The sequence below is a fragment of the Polaromonas sp. P1_F2 genome, assembly GCF_056405735.1.
The window spans coordinates 236931-255032 of sequence record NZ_JBFUBN010000004.1; the positions used below are offsets into that span (position 1 = coordinate 236931).

Genomic DNA, 18102 nt, shown 5'->3' on the forward strand with positions numbered 1-18102 from the left:
GTGGTGTCCTTTCCTGCGGCCAGGCGTTGCGCCCAAGCCGGTATGGTGGTCGCCCTGCTGGGCCTGGCGCTGGTGCTGGCCGACCTGGTGTACCTGCCGCTGTGGGGCGGCGAACTCCTGGTCCATTCGGGTCCCCGGGACCCTCGCGCCGTGCCTGTGACCAGCCTGCCCGGCGGCGAGCAGTTCGCCCATCACCAGAAAAGCAAGACGGGCGAAATTCCGTTCGTGCTGCCGTTGGACATCCGCCCCGGCGACGGGCCCATCGCCGTCGTGACCCGGGACTGGTCCTGGCAATTCGACACCCGCTTCGGGCCGGGCTTGATGGAGCTCACCCCCGAGCGCCTGACGTACGCCATGGGGAAGCGCGAGCGCCTGCGGCGCAGCAAAAAGGGCGGGCCGGCCGACCCCAACCTCAACCTGTATGCGCTGGGCGGCCACTATGTGCAGCAAGGCCTGTATGACCTGCAGGACGGCAAGGCCTACTACCTTTTGCTGCCCGTCAGCGCGGGGCAGCCGGGCGATTATTACGAGGTCTGGGTGCGCCGGCATGCCCCGGACGAAGCGGGTAAGTATCTGTTCTGGGGCTTTGTGCTGTTTGCCACAGGGCTGGGAGCCGCGTTTGCAGCGGCGCACTGGTCGCGCCGTGGCGCACCGTTCCGGAGGACGCGTTGAACAACGCCTTGCGCCGGCGGATGTGCCGCTGTTCCCTGAAATCGGCGTTGGGCCGAACTGGGACAAGGCACATTCATGCGTCCTCAGTCCCTTTGCCGTGGACCCACCTATGAGAAGAACCCGGAAAATTTTCGTCGTCTTTACCGCTATGGCGGTGCTGGCGGCTGGTGCCGCGGCAGGGTACGCCTGGTACAGGTTGACCCAGCCTTTTGTGACCGCCAGTGAAACAGCGGGGCCGGCAGCGAAAACCGCCTCCGCTGTCAGGCTCGAGCAACTGGTCCGCAAACTTTCCATCGATTTTCCGGATCGCACCTTTGACAACAAAATCCGGCTGGAAGGCGCTGCCGTGTACCTGGAGTCGCAGTTTGCCGGACTGGGCCTCAAGGTCGAGAGCCAGCGCTTCACCGCCGAGGGCCGGCCCTACCGCAACCTGGTCGTGAAGCTGGGCCCTGATACGCGTGAGGTGATGGTGGTGGGCGCTCACTATGACGTGGCAGGCGAGCAGCCCGGTGCGGACGACAATGCCAGCGGTGTGGCGGGCCTCGTTGAATTGGCGCGGCTGCTCAAAGGGCAAACTTTTCGCCAGCGCGTGGAACTGGTGGTCTACACGAATGAAGAGCCTCCGTTTTTCCGCACACCTTATATGGGCAGCGCCATCCACGCACGATCGCTCACTGAATCCGGCAAGCGCGCATCCCTCATGTTGTCGCTCGAGTGCATCGGCTACTTCAGTGACGAGCCGGGAAGCCAGGACCATCCCGTGCGGCTTCTCAATGCGATCTACCCGACCACCGGGAATTTCATCTCACTGGTGGGCTTCTACCAGGACGGCGAGGTCGCGCGCCAGGTGAAGGCGGCGATGAAATCGGCCTCCGACCTGCCGGTGTACTCGATCAATGCGCCGGGCTTCGTGGTGGGGGTCGACTTTTCGGACCACCTCAATTACTGGAATGAGGGCTATGTCGGGATGATGGTCACCGACACGGCTTTCTACAGGAACAAGGCGTATCACACGCCGCAGGACACGGCGGACCGGCTGGATTACCGGCGCATGGCAAAGGTTGTTGATGGCGTGCGTGCGGTGGTCATGCAGCACGCTGGGCCCGCCGTGCCGGCGCGCTAGTTGCCGCCGACCCCAGCACACGCACCACCGTCCAGTCCGGCGCGGCGGCAGTCAAGACATCGCCGCGCTCCCGGTATGTTCACTGCGTGCCTTGTACATGTCCAGGATCACTTCTGAAAAATTGCCCAGCAGGCGCTGGGCGACCCAGTTCGCATAGGCGTCGAAATCCGTGCTGATGCGATAGCTCACGCGAATGTGCAGGCGTGTGCCGCCTTCTTCGGGCGTCAGCGTGTAGGCGGTGTCGCGCAGGTCGAAATAGGCACCGCCCACTGTCACGTGGTCGTCCAGCGCTCCCGCAGGAAATGAATCGTTTGCAAAACGGTAGGTCCAGCGCACGTGGCGTTGCGGTTCCCATTGGCGTATCACCTCGTCGAAGTGAACGCCCTTGCCCCAGGTGCTCTTGCGGATGGGGCCCTCCGCAGTGTCTGTCGTGATGCCGCTGACCGGAAGCGGAACGCCGATCCGGTAGGCCCAGGCATGCTGTACCTCAGCGGGTGCGATATCGCGTGCGTTGTTGATCTGTTGCCACACTTCAGCTGACGTTGCCTGTATCAGAACACTCCGCTCCACGCTGCCGATGCGCTGCACCTGGTTTTGAGGAAATGCCATCGCCACCAGCAGTGGCAAGGCGGCAATGCTGTAGACCGCCTGCTTTGGCCAATTGGTCAGCCGGCAAACAAGCCCCATGACCAGGCCGCCGAACATGCCGAGGAGGGTGAACATCGGCAGGATGACGATGGCGCAGATCAGCCCCTCTATCAGGATGACCAGGCTGCCGAGCACAAACACGAAGGTCGCCAGCGCCGGTGCGAAGAGGTAGTAGGAAAAGCTTCTGCGTTTTTGCCGCTCGGCCGCATACACCGTGATGGCGCCTACCGCGATGGGCGCGAACCAGACAAAACCAGCCGCCATGGCTGATAGCGCGCTCCCCGCTGCACCGGAAAACATCAGGCGCAGGAGAAGCCCGCTCAGCGCTCCGGCCATAAAAGGCGCCCAGCCTGAAAACGGCATGCCTTGCGGCGATGCGGTATCTTCTTTTGCAGCCATGGCGCTGCCTTGCGCGGCGGGGCTCGATGGTGCGGCTTGGTTATCTGGGGTCATGATGGTGTGGGCGATGTTAGTGCGACGTGCCGCCGTCCGCCGGTTTGCGGGCCGTGACCATGTAATAGCCGAACCCCGGCAGCCATGCGCCCAGCAGGAAGGCGGCATACGACGCCACGATGTGGCCGCGGCGCAGCGGCGACAGGCGGAAGCGCGCCCGCCAGAGTTCACGCAAGGCAAAGCGCGTGGCGAACAGGGGAATCTGCAGGGCGCTGGGCGCCAGGCGCAGGCTGATGTCCTGAAACCGGATGTCGGTGAATCCCTGGCTGGCCAGCGCGGCGTGCAGTGCCTGTTTCTCGGCCAGTTCGTTGACGGCCCAGTGATGACACCACAGCCTGTAGATCCGCTCCATGAAACCGGGCAAAGGCTTGCTGTTGCGCCGCAAGGCATCGGCAATCACCAGCGTGCCGCCGGGCCGCAGCAGGCGCGCCGCCTCACGCACCAAAGCGCGTTTATCCGCCCCCGCTGCATGGCAGGAACTTTCAAGGGCGTAAACGCCGTCGTAAGCGCCGGCACGCAGGCCGGTGTCGACATAGTCGGCCAGGTGGAAGCGGACCTGGTTGGGCAAGGCCGCGGCCTGGTTGAGCTCAACGCCCTGGACGATTTGCCGCGCCACCAGTGTGACGGCGTCCACGGTGCTGTGCCTGCGGTTTTTGACGATGGATCTCGCCGTGGCGCCCGCGCCGCAGCCCAGGTCGGCCAGCAGGACGGCACCGCTGCCTGGCAGGGCCAGCCGGTGCAGCACTTCCCGGTTCATGCGCTCAAGCATGGCTTCGCGGGCCAAGGGGTTGACCTTCCAGGACCAGTAGCCGAAGTGCATGTTCATGCCGGGGCTCCACGCGCGGTAGTCGTCGGCCACGGCGTTGTAATACGACCTGATGTCCGCCAGCCGGGCTTCCTTGCCCGGGGTTGCCGCAGAGGTGGTGTGGTGGACAGCAGGGGTTGTGGTGAGCATTTTTTCCTCCGTCTGGGGTGTTTTTAGCTTTGAATTCCGCCGATGTCCTCAGCGTGCGTCGACTGCTGCAGCTGCAGCCGGCGCGGCGGGGCGGGCACTCTGCACATGGGCGGCCAGTTCCCGCGCGGCGACCCATTGCCGCACCTGCGTCCAGACGTTGCGCGAGATGATGGCCACGGTGAGGAACACGCCCGCCATCACCAGCCCCAGCGAGCGGCGCACCGCGTCGACCAGGCTGCTGCGGTCACTGAATTCGCCGAAGCTCAGCATCAGCAGCAGGGTGCCTGATACCGCCAGCAAGTAGGCGCAGCGTATCCAGAACTCCGCGCCGCCGTCCGCGTCGCACAGCATGCGCAGCACCTTGTGGAGGATGGGCTTGAGGTAGCTGATGGCGATGATGGGGCCGGCCAGCGCGATCAGCAGCGAGACAAAAAACAGGTTGGCATCGAGGTTGGCATGCATGGCGGTGTTTCCTTTCCTTGTTGGACGTGACGTGCTTGACGGGATTGCTTGACGTAATGGCTTAACGTGGGCAGCTGGCGGCATCGCAGCGCGCGGCGGCCGAGCGTTCGGCGGCGCGGCGCACGGCGCCTTCAAACATCAGGCGCACCAGCCCGCGCGGGATGCGGTGGCGGTTGCGCGCCAGCACCGGGTAGCCCCATTCGGCGAGCGGACGCAGCAGCGGCAAACGCATGGCGCCGCTGACCCAGCCCAGGCCGACGGCTTCGTAGGCCAGGCGGAACACTTCCACGCCCTTGAGCACCCGGCCGTCAGCCGTACGCGCATGGATCAGCGCCAGCAGGTCCTGCATCGTGGCGCCCGCGGGCAGGTCGGCAAAATCCGGCGCCGAGACGTCGGCAAAGCGCAGGTGGCCCTCGGTGTTGCGCAGCATCAGGTTGCTCATCTCGGCATTGCAAAGCGGGCAGGCCGATTCGTAATACAGGGTCAGCGGATAGATGGCCGGATCCATGGTGGCCTTGAAGCTGTCGTAGCGGGTGTTGCCGGCATTGCCCGCGTTGCCTCTGCTACCTCTGTAGCCCAAGCTGTCGGTGTTATGGATTGCAGTCATATTTCTCTCCTTTAGAAATTTCAGTACAAACAGAAATCAATATCCAAAAAAAAGCCACCGGCCTTTCAGAAGGTGGGCGGCAGCAACTCCGAAGGGTCCATGGGTTTGGCATCGCTGTCGCCGCGCACGAATTTCTGCACGCTGGCGCCCATGCGCAGCACTTTTTCGAGCGTGTTGGGCGACAGGCGCAGCATCTCGTCGGCCCACAGGCCCAGCGATTCCATCAGCCTCAGGGTTTCGCGCACGCGGTCCTGCGCGTCAGCGGGCTCGGCCTCGAAACCTTGGTCTTTCACGAGTTCGCGCAACATGCGCACCGTCGGGTCGTATTCGCGCTCCTTGCGCTCGCGCACCACGGTGCGGAACAACTCCCAGACGTCGAGCGAGGTTTCGTAATAGTCGCGCCTGTCGCCCAGCACGTGGGTGGCGCGTATCAGGTTCCAGTTCAGCAGCTCTTTGAGGCTGGTGCTGACGTTGGAACGCGCCACGGCCAGCGTGTCGGCGATGTCTTCCGCATGCAGCGGGCGGCCGTGGAAGAAGAGCAGGGCGTGGATTTGCGAGACGGTGCGGTTCACGCCCCAGGCGGTACCCATTTCTCCCCAGTGGACAACAAATTTGCGAGCGACGGGGCTGAGTTCCATGGCACCGACTATATGCCGTCTGTAATTTCTGTCAATACAGAAATTGAAGATATGAAAAAGAAACAACAGGACCGGCGGCGAGCTTGCATGAAGGCTTTCTACCGATGCGCTCCGAAACGCGGGCGTTGAAAATACCTGCAATGACAGACATCAAGACCTACGGCATGTCCGAGCGGGCCGACCACCTGGACTTCGACATCCGGTCCCAGCTGGTGCGGCCGCCGCTGGTACGCCCGCACCGGCACGAATATTTCCAGATCCAGATCAGCCTGCAGGGCGACACCGAGCAGAACGTGGCCGGCACGGTGCGGCCTTTCCGGCGCGGCTACCTGAGTTTTATCCTGCCCTACCGCGTGCATGTGATCCCGCATCCCGAGGGCTCGCGCTACGTCATCATCAATATGTCGCAGCAGTTCCTGCGGCCTGGGCTGGACGTGGACCCGCTGGACCTGGAAGACGTGCCCTTGAGCCGCGCGCCCGAACTGGCGCCCTTCCTGTTCCAGGAATACGCCGATTTTTATTTCTCCGAGGATGAATTTCCCGAGGTCGAGGTGCTGCTCGAAAAGCTCGCCTTTGAAAACGCGCATCGCCGCTTCGGTTCCATCGAGATGATCCGCGGCCTGATGCTGCAGCTGATAGGCCTGGTCTGCCGCAAGTACGAGTCCGACCTGCTGCGCTTTTCGGCCAGCCAGGCGCAGCAGGGCAGCCGGCGCGCCAGCCTGCAGCGCGCCGTGCGCTACATCCGTGAGCACCTGGCCGGCGAGGTCACGCTGGCCGACGCAGCGGCGGCTGCCTTCCTGTCGCCCAATTACCTCGCACACCTTTTAAAGAAGGAAACCGGCAAGACCTTCACCGACCTCGTGACCGAGCGGCGCCTGGAGTTCGCGCAGGAGCAGCTGGCGCACAGCAGCCAGCGCATCGCGAGCATCGCCCATGCCTCGGGCTTTGCCGACGAGGCCTATTTCGCGCGGCGTTTCCGCCAGCGTTTCGGCCAGACTCCGAAGGCTTACCGCGACAGCGTACGGGCAAAAATTTCAGGGGCCTGAGCCGCCGCCTCTGCTGCGGCGCAACACCGCTGCATTGAATCGTCCGGTAAATGCGTAATTGCGTCCGCCTGCATGACCCTTGTGCGCTCTAAGCTCGATGGTTGGAGAAAAAAACACGCTGACAACAAGCTCCAGCTTTCATCAATCCCAGGAGACACACATGACAAAACCAGACATGAGCAAACGCGGAATTTTGCAGACAGGCGCCCTGATGGCGACGGGCGCCGTCGTCGGCTGCGCCACGCCCGGCACGGCGGCCAATGCACCGGCCACGCCCTTCGGTGTGGCCGGGACCTACATCCCCATTGCGGGCAGCAGCGAGATGTTCCCGGTGCGCCGCATCTACTGCATAGGCCGCAACTACGCGGCCCATGCGATCGAGATGGGCTCCGACCCGAGCCGCGAGCCGCCTTTCTTCTTCCAGAAGCCCACCGACGCCATCCAGGTGGTGCCGCCCGGCAAGGTCGCCGACCATCCCTATCCCACGCTGACCAAGAACTACCACTATGAAGTGGAGCTGGTGGCGGCGCTCGCCAAGGGCGGACGCAACATCCCGATGGACAAGGCTCTGGACATGGTCTACGGCTATGCGCTGGGCCTGGACATGACGCGGCGCGACCTGCAGCGCGGCATGGGCGACCAGAAAAAGCCCTGGGAAATCGGCAAGAGCTTTGACCGCTCGGCGCCCATAGGCCCCATCCACAAGGTCGCGCAGACCGGCCATTACACCAAGGGCGCGATCTGGCTCAAGGTCAACGGCCAGGTCAAGCAGCAGGCCACGCTGAACCACATGATCTGGTCGGTGGCCGAGCAGATCTCCAAATTGTCCGAGGCCTTTGAGCTGTTTCCCGGCGACATCATCTATTCGGGCACACCTGAGAACGTCGGCCCGGTGGTCAAGGGCGACGTCATCGAATGCCACATCGACGGCCTGCCGGAGCTCAGCGTCAAGATCGTCTGAGGACTGGCACTGGCAGGGAGGGCGAGGGGGCAAGGGAAAACACCGTGTCGTCGTCGCGCGGTGGCAAGAACTTCCGGGGCCGCATAGACTCCGACAGCTTGCCTCCTCTCGCCTCCTTCGCCTTTTACCCTCCAACAACCAACCGAGGAAACCGCCATGCTTGAACACGACCAGAAAAAAGACTTCAACGCACTGCTGCCCGGGCGCTCCACCGAAGCCGGCGCCAGCCGCCGCACCGCGCTCAAGACGGCCCTGGGAGTCGGGTATGCCGCCACCGCCATGCCCATCATGGCGCAGACCGCCATCAAGACCTCCTCTGAAGGCCTGAAGACCGGCGAAACCACCTACGAGGTCAATGGCTTCAAGGTGCCCGCGTTTTTTGCGGCGCCTGCCGGCAAGACCAACCTGCCCGTGGTGCTGGTGATCCAGGAAATTTTCGGCGTGCACGAATACATCGCCGACACCGCGCGGCGCTTCGCCAAAACCGGCTACCTGGCCATCGCCCCCGAACTCTATGCGCGCCAGGGCGACCCCAGCACCTACAACGAAATGGCCAAGCTCATGGCCGAAGTCGTCTCCAAGGTGCCCGATGCGCAGGTCATGGCCGACCTGGACGGCGCGGTGAAGTGGGCAGGCGCTAACGGCGGAAACACCAAAAAGGTCGGCATCACCGGCTTTTGCTGGGGCGGCCGCATCACTTGGCTGTATGCCGAGCAGAGCAAGAACGTCAAGGCCGGTGTGGCCTGGTACGGCCGCCTCGTCGGCCAGCCCTCGGCCCTCACGCCCAAACACCCGCTGGATCTGGCGGCAGGCCTGAAGGCCCCGGTGCTTGGTCTGTACGGCGGTCAGGACGGCGGCATCCCGCTGACCACCGTCAATCAGATGAAGGACGCGCTGGCCGAAGCCGGCGCCAAAGGCAACAAGGCTGCAGCCACTTCTGAATTTGTGGTTTACCCGCAGGCGCCTCATGCCTTCCATGCCGATTACCGGCCGAGCTATCGCAAGGATGCTGCGGACGACGGCTTTAAACGCGCACTGGAATGGTTTAAAACCCACGGCGTGGGTTAAAAAGCACCCCCATCCAGGCTCACTGCGTGTAGCCTGTTCCCCCCTCAAGGGGGCGGCGCCTGCGGTCTGGCAAAGCCAGTCCCGCGGCCCCCGCTGGTAGTGTTCAAAGAATTCTTCAACCCAGCATGAGCCGCGGAACCGGCTTTGCCGGGCCGCAGGCGGGCGGCCCCCTCGGGGGGGCAGGGAGCTACACGAAGTGAGCGACCGTGGGGGCCCTCTTGACACGCTTGATAAGATAAAAACAACCCCGGCCGCAGGCATCTGGATGCCACGCCCGGGGTTTGTCGTCTGTGGTGTAACCTCCATGGGTGTTTGTGAATGATTTCGGGCTCCAGCCCAATAAATACGAGCGTAAGCAGCTATGACTTTGCTAGCAATCTTGATGGGAACCCTGGCAGCCGGTATCGGCAGCGTGTGGCTGGCGGCTTTGCTGAGCTTCGGCGTGCTGGCCCGCTACACGCAGCACATGCTGAGCCTGGCCGCCGGCGCGCTGCTGGCCACGGCTTTTATGCACCTGCTACCCGAGGCTTTCGAGAGCCAGGCCGGCGCCAAGGAGCTGTTCGCCACCTTGCTGGTGGGACTGGTGTTCTTCTTTTTGCTCGACAAGGCCGAGCTTTGGCACCACGGCCATGAGCACCACGGCGGCGAACATCACGGCCCCGAAGCGGCTGCGCATGCGCAGCATGACCATACCGGGCACGTCCATGCTGCGCACAGCCACGGCCACCATGGCCACGAGCATGGCGAGAGAAAAACCGGCGGCTGGGCCGTGCTGGCCGGCGACAGCGTGCATGCCTTCGGCGACGGCATCCTGATCGCCTCGGCCTTTATGGCCGACCTGCGGCTGGGCATCGTCGCCTCGCTGGCGGTGCTGGTGCATGAGGTGCCCCACCACATGGGCGACCTGGTGGTGCTGCGCCAGACCTCGAACAATCGCCGCGCCGCCCTCGTCAAGGTGTCCCTGGCCGGCGCGGTGACGGCGCTGGGCGGCGTGGTGGGCTATGCGCTGGTCGACCAGCTCTACGACTACCTGCCGTTTTTCCTGATCATGGCTTCGAGCAGCTTTATTTACGTTGCGCTGGCCGACTTGATCCCGCAACTGCAAAAACGCGTGACCGCCCGCGAAACCGTGGCGCAGATCGCCTGGCTGGCCATAGGCATAGGCCTGGTCACGCTGATCAGCGGGATGGCGCACCACCACTGAAGCAGGGCGGCGCCGCTGTCAGACAGCGCCTGACAAGGTCTGGGCTTGGCGGCCTATAGGCCGGGCCGGGGCGGAGAGGGAAGATGAGTTCAGCATCTTCCCAAAGCCCCCGTTCCATTGTGCAAAGGCAGGCCCGCCATGAACTTCCATTCAGACCCCAGCACGGTTTCCAGTGCCTTCCGCCCGTCGACCGCCTTCGGCACCGGTGAACCGTTCCGCAAAACATCGCAGCACAAGCCGCGGCTTGTCCGCCGAACACATGCCGCAGCCTATATCGCCTTTTTCATCACCGTCTTCGCCAGCATGGCGGCCGCTGCGGCGCTGGCGACCCACGACATGCCGCTCATGATGGTGGGGTTGTTGTGATGAACACCCGACGCAGCCATTCGCCGGACGGCGGCGTTCCGCTGGGCGCGGGATCGCCTGACGAACCGGCGCACACCTTGCCGGCCGAGCCGACGCAGATCACCAAGGCCAAGGCGCCTGCCGATAAAGCCGAAGCAGCGCAGCCGCGGTCCGGCACCCAAAAGCACGCGGGCAATGAAGAGCCCGAACCGACGCTCGAAGACGACCTTCCATCCGACGGCCGCGACAAAAAAGGCGAAGCCATGATCCGGGACCTGCCGCGCAAGGCCGGGAAGACCGGGAACATCGGGAAGAAGGAAAAGTAGCGATGGCCACCAACCCCAACGTTCCGCCGCCTGAGCCGCTGCCGCCCCTGGACACGCCGCCGGACCCGGGCGAGGTGCAGACCACACCCATGCCAATGACGCTGAAATAGGCGGGAAAAGCGCCGTCGGCAATGAAAGCGAAACCGGTGTAGTGTCATAAAGCGCAACAGGAATGCGCAATGCAGGAGGGTCACCCGTTCCGGTTTCCTGCAGGGTTTGACTGCTACAAGGAGAACCGACATGCCGATAGACACCAGCCCCGAGGGCGCCGAGCTGCTACACCAGCCCGTCGTCAAGCCATTTCCCGAGACCAGTCCCAAACACCCCCACCACGCCCATCCAGCCCCGCAGGCCGGCGATGACGGCCACAACCACGACCTTGACAGCGTGCTGCAAGGCGTTAGCGGCGGTGCAACCCGGGAGCCGGCGCCGATCCAGCCGCCGCTGGGGCATTGAGGGACGTCATTCAAGCAGTCCGCAAAGGAAAATCATGAGGCGATGGATGCAGCACCTCCATTCGGCGCCCGGTGCGCTGGTCATGACTCTGGCACTGGTGTTGGGCCTGAGCGCTTGCGGCAAGGAAGGCAGCAGCGGCGCGGCAAGTACGCCCGCAGCTGCTGCGCCGGCAGCTCCCGCGGCTGGTTCCTCCAGCCCGGCCAGCGGCGTGACGACCAACGGCGGCCTTCCGGCCAGCCAGCTCGGCAGCATCGCCACGCCCGGCGGCAGCAAAAACAGCAGCCCGAACAACAGCACCGGCAACGCCGCGCGTTAGGGCGCGGCGCCGCCGCCGTGCGGTTTGCGCCGGTGGGCAAGCTTCTATAAGGTCGGGGACTTCCCCCTCTGCAGGAGACACCATGGCCGAAATTCTCAATGTTCGCTGCTGCATTGCAGGCGGCGGCCCGGCCGGCATGATGCTGGGCCTGCTGCTGGCACGCGCCGGTGTGGATGTGCTGGTGCTTGAAAAGCATGCCGACTTCCTGCGCGACTTCCGCGGCGACACGGTGCATCCGTCCACGCTGCAGGTGATCCACGAGCTGGGCCTGCTCGATAAATTCCTGGCGCGTCCGCATGACGAGGTCAGCGAACTGCGTGCGGTGGTCGGTGATACGGAACTGGTGCTGGCCAGCTTCAAGCGCTTGCGCATACGCTGCCAGTTCATCGCGATGATGCCGCAGTGGGAGTTCCTCGATTTCGTGCGCGACGAGGCTGAAGTGTTTCCCGGCTTCCGCCTGCTGCAGAACGCCGAGGTCACCGGCGTGACCGAGGAGGGCGGCAGCGTCACGGGCGTGCGGGTCATGACGCCGAACGGCCCCTTGCAGGTGAAGGCGGACCTGGTCATAGGCGCCGACGGCCGGCGCTCGACGGTGCGCGCCGCCGCCGGGCTGGTGGTGCGCGACCTCGGCGCGCCCATCGACGTTCTGTGGATGCGCCTGCCCAAGCTGCTGGACGACCCTTCCACCACGGGCGGGCGTATCACCACCGGCATCTTCCTGGCCATGATTGACCGCGGCAGCTACTGGCAGTGCGCCTATGTGATTCCCAAGGGCGGCATCGAGGCGGTGCGCGCGCGCGGGCTGGAGGCTTTCAAGGCCGACATGGTGAAGGTGGCGCCGCTCTTCGCGGGCCGCATGGATGCGCTGGCAAGCTGGGACGACGTCAAGCTGCTGAGCGTGACGGTGGACCGGCTGGAGCGCTGGTACAAGCCCGGCCTGCTGTGCATAGGCGACGCGGCCCACGCCATGTCGCCGGTGGGCGGCGTCGGCATCAACCTGGCGGTGCAGGATGCGGTGGCGGCGGCCAACGCGCTGGCCGCGCCGCTGGCGGATGCGCGCGTGGGCACCCCTGCCTTGACGCCTTTCCTGGCGCAGGTAGAAAAGCGGCGCCTGTTGCCGACGCGCCTCACTCAGGCGGCCCAGGTGGCCATCCAGAACCGCCTGCTCAGCCCGGTGCTGGCGGCGCGCGGCACCGAGGCGCCGCCCATGGCACTGCCCTGGCCTTTGCGGCTGATGCGCCGCTGGCCGCTGCTGCAGGCGCTGCCGGCTTATGCGGTAGGCGTGGGCGTGCGGCCCGAGCATGTGCGCTCGCCGGCACGGCCTGTCGCCCAAGCAGGTGGGGTTTTGTAGGTTTTTTCCTACGTCATGGGCAGGCATTGCCTACAACTGCCATGCCGCATGGCTTTTAAAGTGAATTGAACGAATCCCAGGATTCCCATGACAGCAGGCGCGGCGGACCGTCCGGAAAGCCGGCGCCTGCAAGCCAAGGAGGCCCCATGAAAAGCAGCAACACCCTTCACGCCCACAAACCAGAGCCCAGCCCTTCCAAAGGTCAAGTGGGGGACAGGCCGGACAACGGCTCCAGAAGCAGCCGCGGCGCCGGACCTACCTCGGGTGCACGGCTGGACAACCCGCACAAGCGCATACGCCTGACGGGCCACGGTCGCGCGCACTGAAGACCCGGGCCCGCAGGCTCGCACTCGTCGAAAAACCCCTACAGCCCTGTGGGACGCTGTCTCATGGGGCATACCCGCAAGACGCCGCTAAATTGGTGTCTGGCTGGCGTTCAGCCAAATATCCGCCGATCGACAGATTGAGCTTCACCTTTGATTTTCACTTTTCATTTTTCATAAAAGGAACAGACATGCACGCATCCAAATTCAAACCCGCTGCCGCAACGGCCCTTGCCCTGGCCGCCCTGCTGGCGCTGGGCGCTTGCGGGAAAAAAGTGGAGGACACCGGCGCGACGTCTTCAACGCCCTCCACACCGTCCACGCCTTCCACCAGCGGTGGTTCGACGGGTTCATCCGGTTCCAGCTCAAGCAGCACCAGCCCCATGCCGACGCCGGAGTCCAGCGCGGCTGTCTCGAACTCGGGTTCGACGGCACCCGGCACGCCGGCCAGCGGCGGCACCAAATAATGCGGATTGCCATGGGCCTCTCGTGGGCCCAAAAAAAGCCACCCGGCTGAAGGCCGGGTGGCTTTTTTCTTGCGCGAACGGATCGCCTCGAAGGAGTAAGGTTCTAGCCCTGCGCCACCGGGCGCTGCGGGTCGCTGCACCAGTCGCTCCAGCTGCCGGCGTACAGGCCGGTCCGGCCCAGGCCGGCGACCTCCATCGCGATCAGGTTGGGCACGGCGCTGACGCCGCTGCCGCAGTGGTGCACCACACTCGCCGGCTCGCGCCCGGCCAGCAGGGTTTCAAACTCGGCCTTGAGCTGCGCGGCCGGCTTGAACTTGCCGTCAGGCGCCATGTTCTGGCTGAAAGGCCGGTTCAGGGCGCCGGGGATGTGGCCCGCCACCGGGTCCAGCGGTTCCACCTCGCCCTTGAAGCGCGGTGTGGCACGCGCATCGATCAGGGTCTGGGCCGGGCGGCCGAGTTGCCCGGCCACGGTATCGGCCGACACCAGCGCGGCCCTGGCCGGCGCCAGCAGGAAGCTGGCCTGGAAATGCGCGGGCTCCTCGCCGCTGTTCACCGCGCCGCCCGCGGCCTGCCAGGCCTGCAGCCCGCCGTCGAGCACGGCGACGTTTTCATGGCCGGCCCATTTGAGCATCCACCAGAGGCGCCCGCAGTAGTTGGCGCCGTTGCGGTCGTAGACAACGGCCTGCATGTCGTTGGCAAAACCGACGCTGGAAAGCCAGGTGGCGAACTTCTCGCGATTGGGCAGCGGGTGGCGCCCGCCGGACGCGGGCGCGTCGGCGCCGCTGGCGGTGATCACCCCGTGGGCGCCCGGTACACCGTGCTTTGCGCTCAGCGCGGTGTCCAGGTTGGCATACACGGCGCCGGGGATGTGCGAGGCCAGGTATTGCTCCTGGCCGGCGTTCGGCTTCATCAGGTCAAAGGTGCAGTCGAAGATGCGCAGCGGCTTTGCCGCGGCGACCAGGGCTTGCAACTGCTCGGCGGAAATCAGGGTGGTGTAGCTCATTTTTTGCTCCTTAATGCTCTTCAGCGGGTGCATTCGGCGCGGCGCGGGCACGCAGAACAGTGGCTGCGATCGCGCTCACGATGATGAGCGCCATGCCGGCCCAGCCGATCAGGGGAATATTGTCGCCAAACACGATCAGGCTGTAGAGGGCCGCGAACACAATCCCTGAATATTGCAGGTTGGCCACCATCAGCGTGCCGCCGTGGTTTTCCGACATGGAGTAGGCCCTGGTCATGGCCATCTGGCCCAGCGACGCCAGGATGCCTATGGGCGGCAGCCACAGCGCGTGCTGCCAGTTCCAGGGCGTCACGCCCATGACCGCCATACCCAGCGCGCCGGCCACCGCCGTTCCCACCGCAAAGTAAAACACCGTGCGGGTTTCGGGTTCGCCCATGCGCGAGATCGCCATGACCTGCATATAGGCAAAGGCGGCGCCCAGGCCCGACATCAGGCCCACCAGGCCGGCGAAAGTCTGGTTCTGGTCTATGGCCGGGCGCAGCAGCATGACCACACCGATGAAACTGGCAAGAATCGCCATCACCAGGGGCCCCTGACTGGGTCCTTTCTGTCCGGCCTTGCCCAGCATCAGCGCGCCACCGACCAGGAAGGCCGCGATCCACACGCTGCTCATGTAGTTGAGCGTCATGGCGGTGGCCAGCGGCAAATGGGCGATCGCGTAAAACCAGGCCGACAGCGACATCACGCCGATCACGCTGCGCCAGGCGTGCATGGCCGGGTAGCGGGTGCCCAGGGTGATGCCGCGCGCGCGGGCGTAGGCCGCCATGAAGACGATGCCCAGGATGCCGCGGTAGAACACCAGCTCGGCGCTGTTGAAGTGTTCCGATGCGTACTTGACGCAGACCCCCATGGTTGCAAACATGAACGAGGAAAAAATCATCCAGACGGCTTGCATGGCGGGCGGTGGGTTAGGGGGAATGAAAGGGGAAATGAAAAATGGCCGCGGCCCCGAAAAAAAGCGGGACAGCAGCCATCATATGCAAGGGCGCGAAATCAGATCATCTGCGTGGTCTTGCTGGCGCCCATTTCGCGGCGGTACCACTCGTGAAAGTGCTGCATGCCGTCTTCCATGGGGCTTTGGTAAGGGCCGAACTCGTTGTCGCCGCGCAGCAGCAGGGCCTTGCGGCCGGCGTCCATGCGCAGGGCGATTTCATCGTCTTCGACGCAGGTTTCCATATAGGCCGCCTGCTGCGCCTCGATGAACTCGCGCTCGAAGGCGCAGATTTCCTCGGGATAGAAAAACTCCACCACGTTGAGCGTCTTGTCCGGGCCCCGCGGATGCAGCGTGCTGACCACCAGCACGTGCGGGTACCACTCGACCATCACGTGCGGGTAGTAGGTCAGCCAGATCGCGCCGTACTTGGGCGGCACGCCTTTGCGGTACTGCAGCACCACGTCGTGCCATTTTTTGTAGGTGTCTGTGCCGGGCTTGCCGAGCTTGTCGGACACGCCCACCGTCTGCACCGAGTAGTCGGCCTCCAGCTGCCAGCGCAGGTCGTCGGTGGTGACGAAGCCGCCCAGCCCGGGGTGGAAGGGGCCGACGTGGTAGTCCTCGAGGTAGACCTCGATGAAGGTCTTCCAGTTGTAGTTGCACTCGTGCAGGTGCACCTTGTCGAGCTGGTAGCCGGAAAAGTCGAGGTCGGCGTACGTCGCCAGCTGCGACATCTCGGCCGCGACGTCGCGGCCGTTGTCCTCGAACACCAGGCCGTTCCAGGTGGTGGTCTTGTAGCGGTTCAGGTTCAGGCAGGGGTCGATCTCGAAGTGCGGCGCGCCTATGAGTTCACCCGAGGTGTTGTAGGTCCAGCGGTGCAGCGGGCAGACGATGTTGCTGCCGGTGTTGCCGCGCCCCTGCAGCATGGTCGACTGCCGGTGCCGGCAGACGTTGGAAATCAGCTCTATGCCCGAGGCATTGCGCACCAGCGCGCGGCCTTCGCCTTCATGCGGCAGCGCGTAGTAGTCGCCCAGATTGGGCACCGCCAGTTCATGGCCCAGGTAGCGCGGCCCGCGCGCGAACAGCTTTTGCTGCTCCCGCTGGTACAGGCCCGCGTCAAAGTAGCTGGAGATCGGGAGCTGGCTGGTGGCCTGCAGGAGACGAAGGCTGAGATCAGACATGCAAATTTCGGTGAACATGCCGCCGCGCGAGGCTTGGAGGCAGTTGACAAACGAGGGAAGCAGGCTGAGCGACAGCCCACGGATGAAAACAAGGCCGGGTATCCCGCGGCGGCGATGCCGTTGTTATCGAGAACTGTTATCAATTGTACCCGTGCGGGGCAAATCCGGGGACTTGGCGCGCCGCCGCCGGATAATGCGAACATTGCAATTTCAACCCCGGAACGCCGGGGCCTGCAATCCGTCCGCAACGGCCTAAAATCAAGGCCTTCATCCAAAGAACCATGGCCAAAAGCGCTTCATCCTCCGCCTCTCCCACGCCCGCCGCCGCTACTGCGCTGCCCGCCAGCTACGAGGCGGCCCTGCAGGAACTCGAGGAACTGGTCGACAGCCTGGAGTCCGGCCAGCTGCCGCTGGACCAGTTGCTGACTGGGTACCAGCGCGGCGCGCAACTGCTCAAGTTTTGCCGCGACAAGCTCGAGGCCGTGGAAACCCAGATCAAGGTGCTGGAAGGCACGGAACTCAAGCCCTGGGTGCAGGAGTAGGGGGCGCGAGCCACCCTCCAGGCGCCCGATGACCCAGACACAACCAGAGACCCCGATTGAACGCCCCTGAAAAACTGCCCCTGTTCACCTTGAGCGACTGGAGCGCAAGGCAGCTTGCCACCGTCGAACAAGCCCTGTCCCGCTGGGTGGCTTGCCCCACCGATTCCCCCGCGCCCGCAGGCCTGGGCGACGCCATGCGTTATGCCGTGCTCGACGGCGGCAAGCGCCTGCGCCCGCTGCTGGTCATGGCCGCCTGCGAGGCCGTCGGCGGCAATGCCGAAGCCGCCTTGCGCGCGGCCTGCGCGGTCGAACTGATCCACGCCTATTCGCTGGTGCACGACGACATGCCCTGCATGGACAACGACGTGCTGCGCCGCGGCAAGCCCACGGTGCATGTCAAGTTCGGCCAGGCCCAGGCGCTGCTGGCCGGCGACGCGCTGCAGGCCCTGGCCTTCGAATTCCTCACACCCGAGGGCGGCGCCGTCGACGCCGCCACGCAGGCGCGGCTGTGCCGGATGCTGGCCCAGGCGGCCGGCTTCCAGGGCATGGCCGGCGGCCAGGCGATTGACCTGGCCAGCGTGGGCATGCCGTTGAATTCGCAGCAGCTGCACGAAATGCACCGCCTGAAAACCGGTGCGCTGCTGGAAGCCAGCGTCATGATGGGCGCGGCCTGCGGCGCCGTGACACCCGCCGCGCAGCAAGCCCTGCGCGAGTACGGCGCGGCGGTCGGCCTGGCCTTCCAGGTGGTCGACGACATCCTCGACGTCACCGCCGACTCCGCCACGCTGGGCAAGACCGCCGGCAAGGATGCCGCCCAGGACAAGCCCACCTTTGTTTCGCTGATGGGGCTGGAGGCCTCCAAAGCCTATGCGCAGCAGTTGCTGGCCAAGGCCCAGGCCGGGCTGGACGCCAGCGGCCTGGCCCGCACCGAGGCCTTGCGCGCGCTGGCCGACATGCTCGTCAACCGCCACCATTGACCAGGACTGAACGACAGACAGGGACAGAG

Annotated in this window: 23 protein-coding genes; 15 read left to right on the top strand and 8 right to left on the bottom strand. The window is 64.8% G+C overall.

Going from position 1 to position 18102, the window contains the following annotated elements; genetic code table 11:
• Positions 1 to 3 precede the first annotated feature (3 nt).
• Complete coding sequence (locus AC1D0O_RS10765; protein WP_477653515.1) at positions 4 to 672, top strand: hypothetical protein; 669 nt, start codon at positions 4 to 6, stop codon at positions 670 to 672.
• Entirely contained in the window at positions 644 to 1795 is a 1152-nt protein-coding gene (locus AC1D0O_RS10770; protein WP_477653516.1) for a M28 family peptidase, read from the top strand. Before AC1D0O_RS10765 ends, AC1D0O_RS10770 begins: the two co-directional genes overlap by 29 nt.
• Before the next feature lie 51 nt (positions 1796 to 1846).
• Here the strand turns inward: AC1D0O_RS10770 and AC1D0O_RS10775 are convergent, their stop codons facing one another.
• The 5 genes from AC1D0O_RS10775 to AC1D0O_RS10795 all read right to left on the bottom strand — a co-directional run bounded on the left by AC1D0O_RS10775 (position 1847) and on the right by AC1D0O_RS10795 (position 5558).
• Positions 1847 to 2896: an SRPBCC family protein gene (locus AC1D0O_RS10775; RefSeq protein WP_477653517.1), complete on the bottom strand. Its 1050-nt coding sequence runs from the start codon at positions 2894 to 2896 to the stop codon at positions 1847 to 1849.
• A 16-nt stretch (positions 2897 to 2912) separates the two neighbouring features.
• Positions 2913 to 3851 carry an SAM-dependent methyltransferase gene (locus tag AC1D0O_RS10780; protein ID WP_477653518.1) on the bottom strand — a complete coding sequence of 313 codons (939 nt, stop codon included), beginning with the start codon at positions 3849 to 3851 and terminating at the stop codon, positions 2913 to 2915.
• Between the two features lie 48 nt (positions 3852 to 3899).
• Positions 3900 to 4313, bottom strand: coding sequence for a hypothetical protein (locus AC1D0O_RS10785; RefSeq protein WP_477653519.1), 414 nt, complete (start codon positions 4311 to 4313; stop codon positions 3900 to 3902).
• A gap of 61 nt (positions 4314 to 4374) precedes the next feature.
• Entirely contained in the window at positions 4375 to 4920 is a 546-nt protein-coding gene (locus AC1D0O_RS10790; protein ID WP_477653520.1) for a thiol-disulfide oxidoreductase DCC family protein, read from the bottom strand.
• 65 nt (positions 4921 to 4985) lie between these two features.
• Positions 4986 to 5558 carry a GbsR/MarR family transcriptional regulator gene (locus tag AC1D0O_RS10795; protein ID WP_007865774.1) on the bottom strand — a complete coding sequence of 191 codons (573 nt, stop codon included), beginning with the start codon at positions 5556 to 5558 and terminating at the stop codon, positions 4986 to 4988.
• 140 nt (positions 5559 to 5698) lie between these two features.
• On the opposite strand from AC1D0O_RS10795, the gene AC1D0O_RS10800 reads away from it, so the two are divergent.
• The 11 genes from AC1D0O_RS10800 to AC1D0O_RS10850 all read left to right on the top strand — a co-directional run bounded on the left by AC1D0O_RS10800 (position 5699) and on the right by AC1D0O_RS10850 (position 13421).
• Positions 5699 to 6604: a helix-turn-helix transcriptional regulator gene (locus AC1D0O_RS10800; protein ID WP_477653521.1), complete on the top strand. Its 906-nt coding sequence runs from the start codon at positions 5699 to 5701 to the stop codon at positions 6602 to 6604.
• 160 nt (positions 6605 to 6764) lie between these two features.
• The gene (locus tag AC1D0O_RS10805) at positions 6765 to 7565 is read left to right on the top strand and encodes a fumarylacetoacetate hydrolase family protein (protein ID WP_477653522.1); all 801 of its coding nucleotides are present in this window, start codon (positions 6765 to 6767) and stop codon (positions 7563 to 7565) included.
• 156 nt (positions 7566 to 7721) lie between these two features.
• A complete protein-coding gene (locus AC1D0O_RS10810) occupies positions 7722 to 8633 on the top strand; it encodes a dienelactone hydrolase family protein (protein ID WP_477653523.1) in 912 nt (303 codons plus the stop codon).
• 361 nt (positions 8634 to 8994) lie between these two features.
• On the top strand, positions 8995 to 9837 hold the full coding sequence (locus AC1D0O_RS10815) for a ZIP family metal transporter (protein ID WP_477653524.1): 843 nt from the start codon (positions 8995 to 8997) through the stop codon (positions 9835 to 9837).
• Positions 9838 to 9975: 138 nt separating this feature from the next.
• Positions 9976 to 10203 carry a hypothetical protein gene (locus tag AC1D0O_RS10820; RefSeq protein ID WP_477653525.1) on the top strand — a complete coding sequence of 76 codons (228 nt, stop codon included), beginning with the start codon at positions 9976 to 9978 and terminating at the stop codon, positions 10201 to 10203.
• Positions 10203 to 10508 (top strand): hypothetical protein, encoded by a 306-nt coding sequence (locus AC1D0O_RS10825; RefSeq protein ID WP_477653526.1) that lies wholly within the window; start codon positions 10203 to 10205, stop codon positions 10506 to 10508. The genes AC1D0O_RS10820 and AC1D0O_RS10825 overlap by 1 nt, the downstream gene beginning before the upstream one ends.
• A gap of 240 nt (positions 10509 to 10748) precedes the next feature.
• Positions 10749 to 10964 carry a hypothetical protein gene (locus tag AC1D0O_RS10830; protein WP_477653527.1) on the top strand — a complete coding sequence of 72 codons (216 nt, stop codon included), beginning with the start codon at positions 10749 to 10751 and terminating at the stop codon, positions 10962 to 10964.
• A 46-nt stretch (positions 10965 to 11010) separates the two neighbouring features.
• On the top strand, positions 11011 to 11280 hold the full coding sequence (locus AC1D0O_RS10835; protein WP_477653528.1) for a hypothetical protein: 270 nt from the start codon (positions 11011 to 11013) through the stop codon (positions 11278 to 11280).
• Between the two features lie 82 nt (positions 11281 to 11362).
• Positions 11363 to 12631, top strand: coding sequence for an FAD-dependent oxidoreductase (locus AC1D0O_RS10840; RefSeq protein ID WP_477653529.1), 1269 nt, complete (start codon positions 11363 to 11365; stop codon positions 12629 to 12631).
• 146 nt (positions 12632 to 12777) lie between these two features.
• Positions 12778 to 12957: a hypothetical protein gene (locus tag AC1D0O_RS10845; protein WP_436157812.1), complete on the top strand. Its 180-nt coding sequence runs from the start codon at positions 12778 to 12780 to the stop codon at positions 12955 to 12957.
• Positions 12958 to 13145: 188 nt separating this feature from the next.
• On the top strand, positions 13146 to 13421 hold the full coding sequence (locus tag AC1D0O_RS10850) for a hypothetical protein (protein WP_477653530.1): 276 nt from the start codon (positions 13146 to 13148) through the stop codon (positions 13419 to 13421).
• A 103-nt stretch (positions 13422 to 13524) separates the two neighbouring features.
• Here AC1D0O_RS10850 and AC1D0O_RS10855 read toward each other — a convergent pair whose 3' ends face one another.
• The 3 genes from AC1D0O_RS10855 to AC1D0O_RS10865 all read right to left on the bottom strand — a co-directional run bounded on the left by AC1D0O_RS10855 (position 13525) and on the right by AC1D0O_RS10865 (position 16554).
• A complete protein-coding gene (locus AC1D0O_RS10855; protein WP_477653531.1) occupies positions 13525 to 14424 on the bottom strand; it encodes a sulfurtransferase in 900 nt (299 codons plus the stop codon).
• Positions 14425 to 14434: 10 nt separating this feature from the next.
• Positions 14435 to 15337, bottom strand: a complete 903-nt coding sequence (locus AC1D0O_RS10860; RefSeq protein ID WP_477653532.1) for a DMT family transporter — start codon at positions 15335 to 15337, stop codon at positions 14435 to 14437.
• A 98-nt stretch (positions 15338 to 15435) separates the two neighbouring features.
• Positions 15436 to 16554: an aromatic ring-hydroxylating oxygenase subunit alpha gene (locus AC1D0O_RS10865; RefSeq protein WP_477653533.1), complete on the bottom strand. Its 1119-nt coding sequence runs from the start codon at positions 16552 to 16554 to the stop codon at positions 15436 to 15438.
• Positions 16555 to 16835: 281 nt separating this feature from the next.
• Between AC1D0O_RS10865 and AC1D0O_RS10870 the strand changes: the two genes are divergently transcribed.
• Entirely contained in the window at positions 16836 to 17096 is a 261-nt protein-coding gene (locus AC1D0O_RS10870) for an exodeoxyribonuclease VII small subunit (protein ID WP_477653534.1), read from the top strand.
• Between the two features lie 56 nt (positions 17097 to 17152).
• Positions 17153 to 18073, top strand: a complete 921-nt coding sequence (locus tag AC1D0O_RS10875; RefSeq protein ID WP_477653535.1) for a polyprenyl synthetase family protein — start codon at positions 17153 to 17155, stop codon at positions 18071 to 18073.
• Positions 18074 to 18102 lie beyond the last annotated feature (29 nt).

Excerpts from the sequence above, each read along its gene's own strand:
- AC1D0O_RS10775 (WP_477653517.1), bottom strand. The coding sequence starts at position 2,896 with ATGACCCCAGATAACCAAGCCGCACCATCGAGCCCCGCCGCGCAAGGC.
- AC1D0O_RS10780 (WP_477653518.1), bottom strand. The coding sequence starts at position 3,851 with ATGCTCACCACAACCCCTGCTGTCCACCACACCACCTCTGCGGCAACC.
- AC1D0O_RS10785 (WP_477653519.1), bottom strand. The coding sequence starts at position 4,313 with ATGCATGCCAACCTCGATGCCAACCTGTTTTTTGTCTCGCTGCTGATC.
- AC1D0O_RS10790 (WP_477653520.1), bottom strand. The coding sequence starts at position 4,920 with ATGACTGCAATCCATAACACCGACAGCTTGGGCTACAGAGGTAGCAGA.
- AC1D0O_RS10795 (WP_007865774.1), bottom strand. The coding sequence starts at position 5,558 with ATGGAACTCAGCCCCGTCGCTCGCAAATTTGTTGTCCACTGGGGAGAA.
- AC1D0O_RS10800 (WP_477653521.1), top strand. The coding sequence starts at position 5,699 with ATGACAGACATCAAGACCTACGGCATGTCCGAGCGGGCCGACCACCTG.
- AC1D0O_RS10805 (WP_477653522.1), top strand. The coding sequence starts at position 6,765 with ATGACAAAACCAGACATGAGCAAACGCGGAATTTTGCAGACAGGCGCC.
- AC1D0O_RS10810 (WP_477653523.1), top strand. The coding sequence starts at position 7,722 with ATGCTTGAACACGACCAGAAAAAAGACTTCAACGCACTGCTGCCCGGG.
- AC1D0O_RS10815 (WP_477653524.1), top strand. The coding sequence starts at position 8,995 with ATGACTTTGCTAGCAATCTTGATGGGAACCCTGGCAGCCGGTATCGGC.
- AC1D0O_RS10820 (WP_477653525.1), top strand. The coding sequence starts at position 9,976 with ATGAACTTCCATTCAGACCCCAGCACGGTTTCCAGTGCCTTCCGCCCG.
- AC1D0O_RS10825 (WP_477653526.1), top strand. The coding sequence starts at position 10,203 with ATGAACACCCGACGCAGCCATTCGCCGGACGGCGGCGTTCCGCTGGGC.
- AC1D0O_RS10830 (WP_477653527.1), top strand. The coding sequence starts at position 10,749 with ATGCCGATAGACACCAGCCCCGAGGGCGCCGAGCTGCTACACCAGCCC.
- AC1D0O_RS10835 (WP_477653528.1), top strand. The coding sequence starts at position 11,011 with ATGCAGCACCTCCATTCGGCGCCCGGTGCGCTGGTCATGACTCTGGCA.
- AC1D0O_RS10840 (WP_477653529.1), top strand. The coding sequence starts at position 11,363 with ATGGCCGAAATTCTCAATGTTCGCTGCTGCATTGCAGGCGGCGGCCCG.
- AC1D0O_RS10845 (WP_436157812.1), top strand. The coding sequence starts at position 12,778 with ATGAAAAGCAGCAACACCCTTCACGCCCACAAACCAGAGCCCAGCCCT.
- AC1D0O_RS10850 (WP_477653530.1), top strand. The coding sequence starts at position 13,146 with ATGCACGCATCCAAATTCAAACCCGCTGCCGCAACGGCCCTTGCCCTG.
- AC1D0O_RS10855 (WP_477653531.1), bottom strand. The coding sequence starts at position 14,424 with ATGAGCTACACCACCCTGATTTCCGCCGAGCAGTTGCAAGCCCTGGTC.
- AC1D0O_RS10860 (WP_477653532.1), bottom strand. The coding sequence starts at position 15,337 with ATGCAAGCCGTCTGGATGATTTTTTCCTCGTTCATGTTTGCAACCATG.
- AC1D0O_RS10865 (WP_477653533.1), bottom strand. The coding sequence starts at position 16,554 with ATGTCTGATCTCAGCCTTCGTCTCCTGCAGGCCACCAGCCAGCTCCCG.
- AC1D0O_RS10870 (WP_477653534.1), top strand. The coding sequence starts at position 16,836 with ATGGCCAAAAGCGCTTCATCCTCCGCCTCTCCCACGCCCGCCGCCGCT.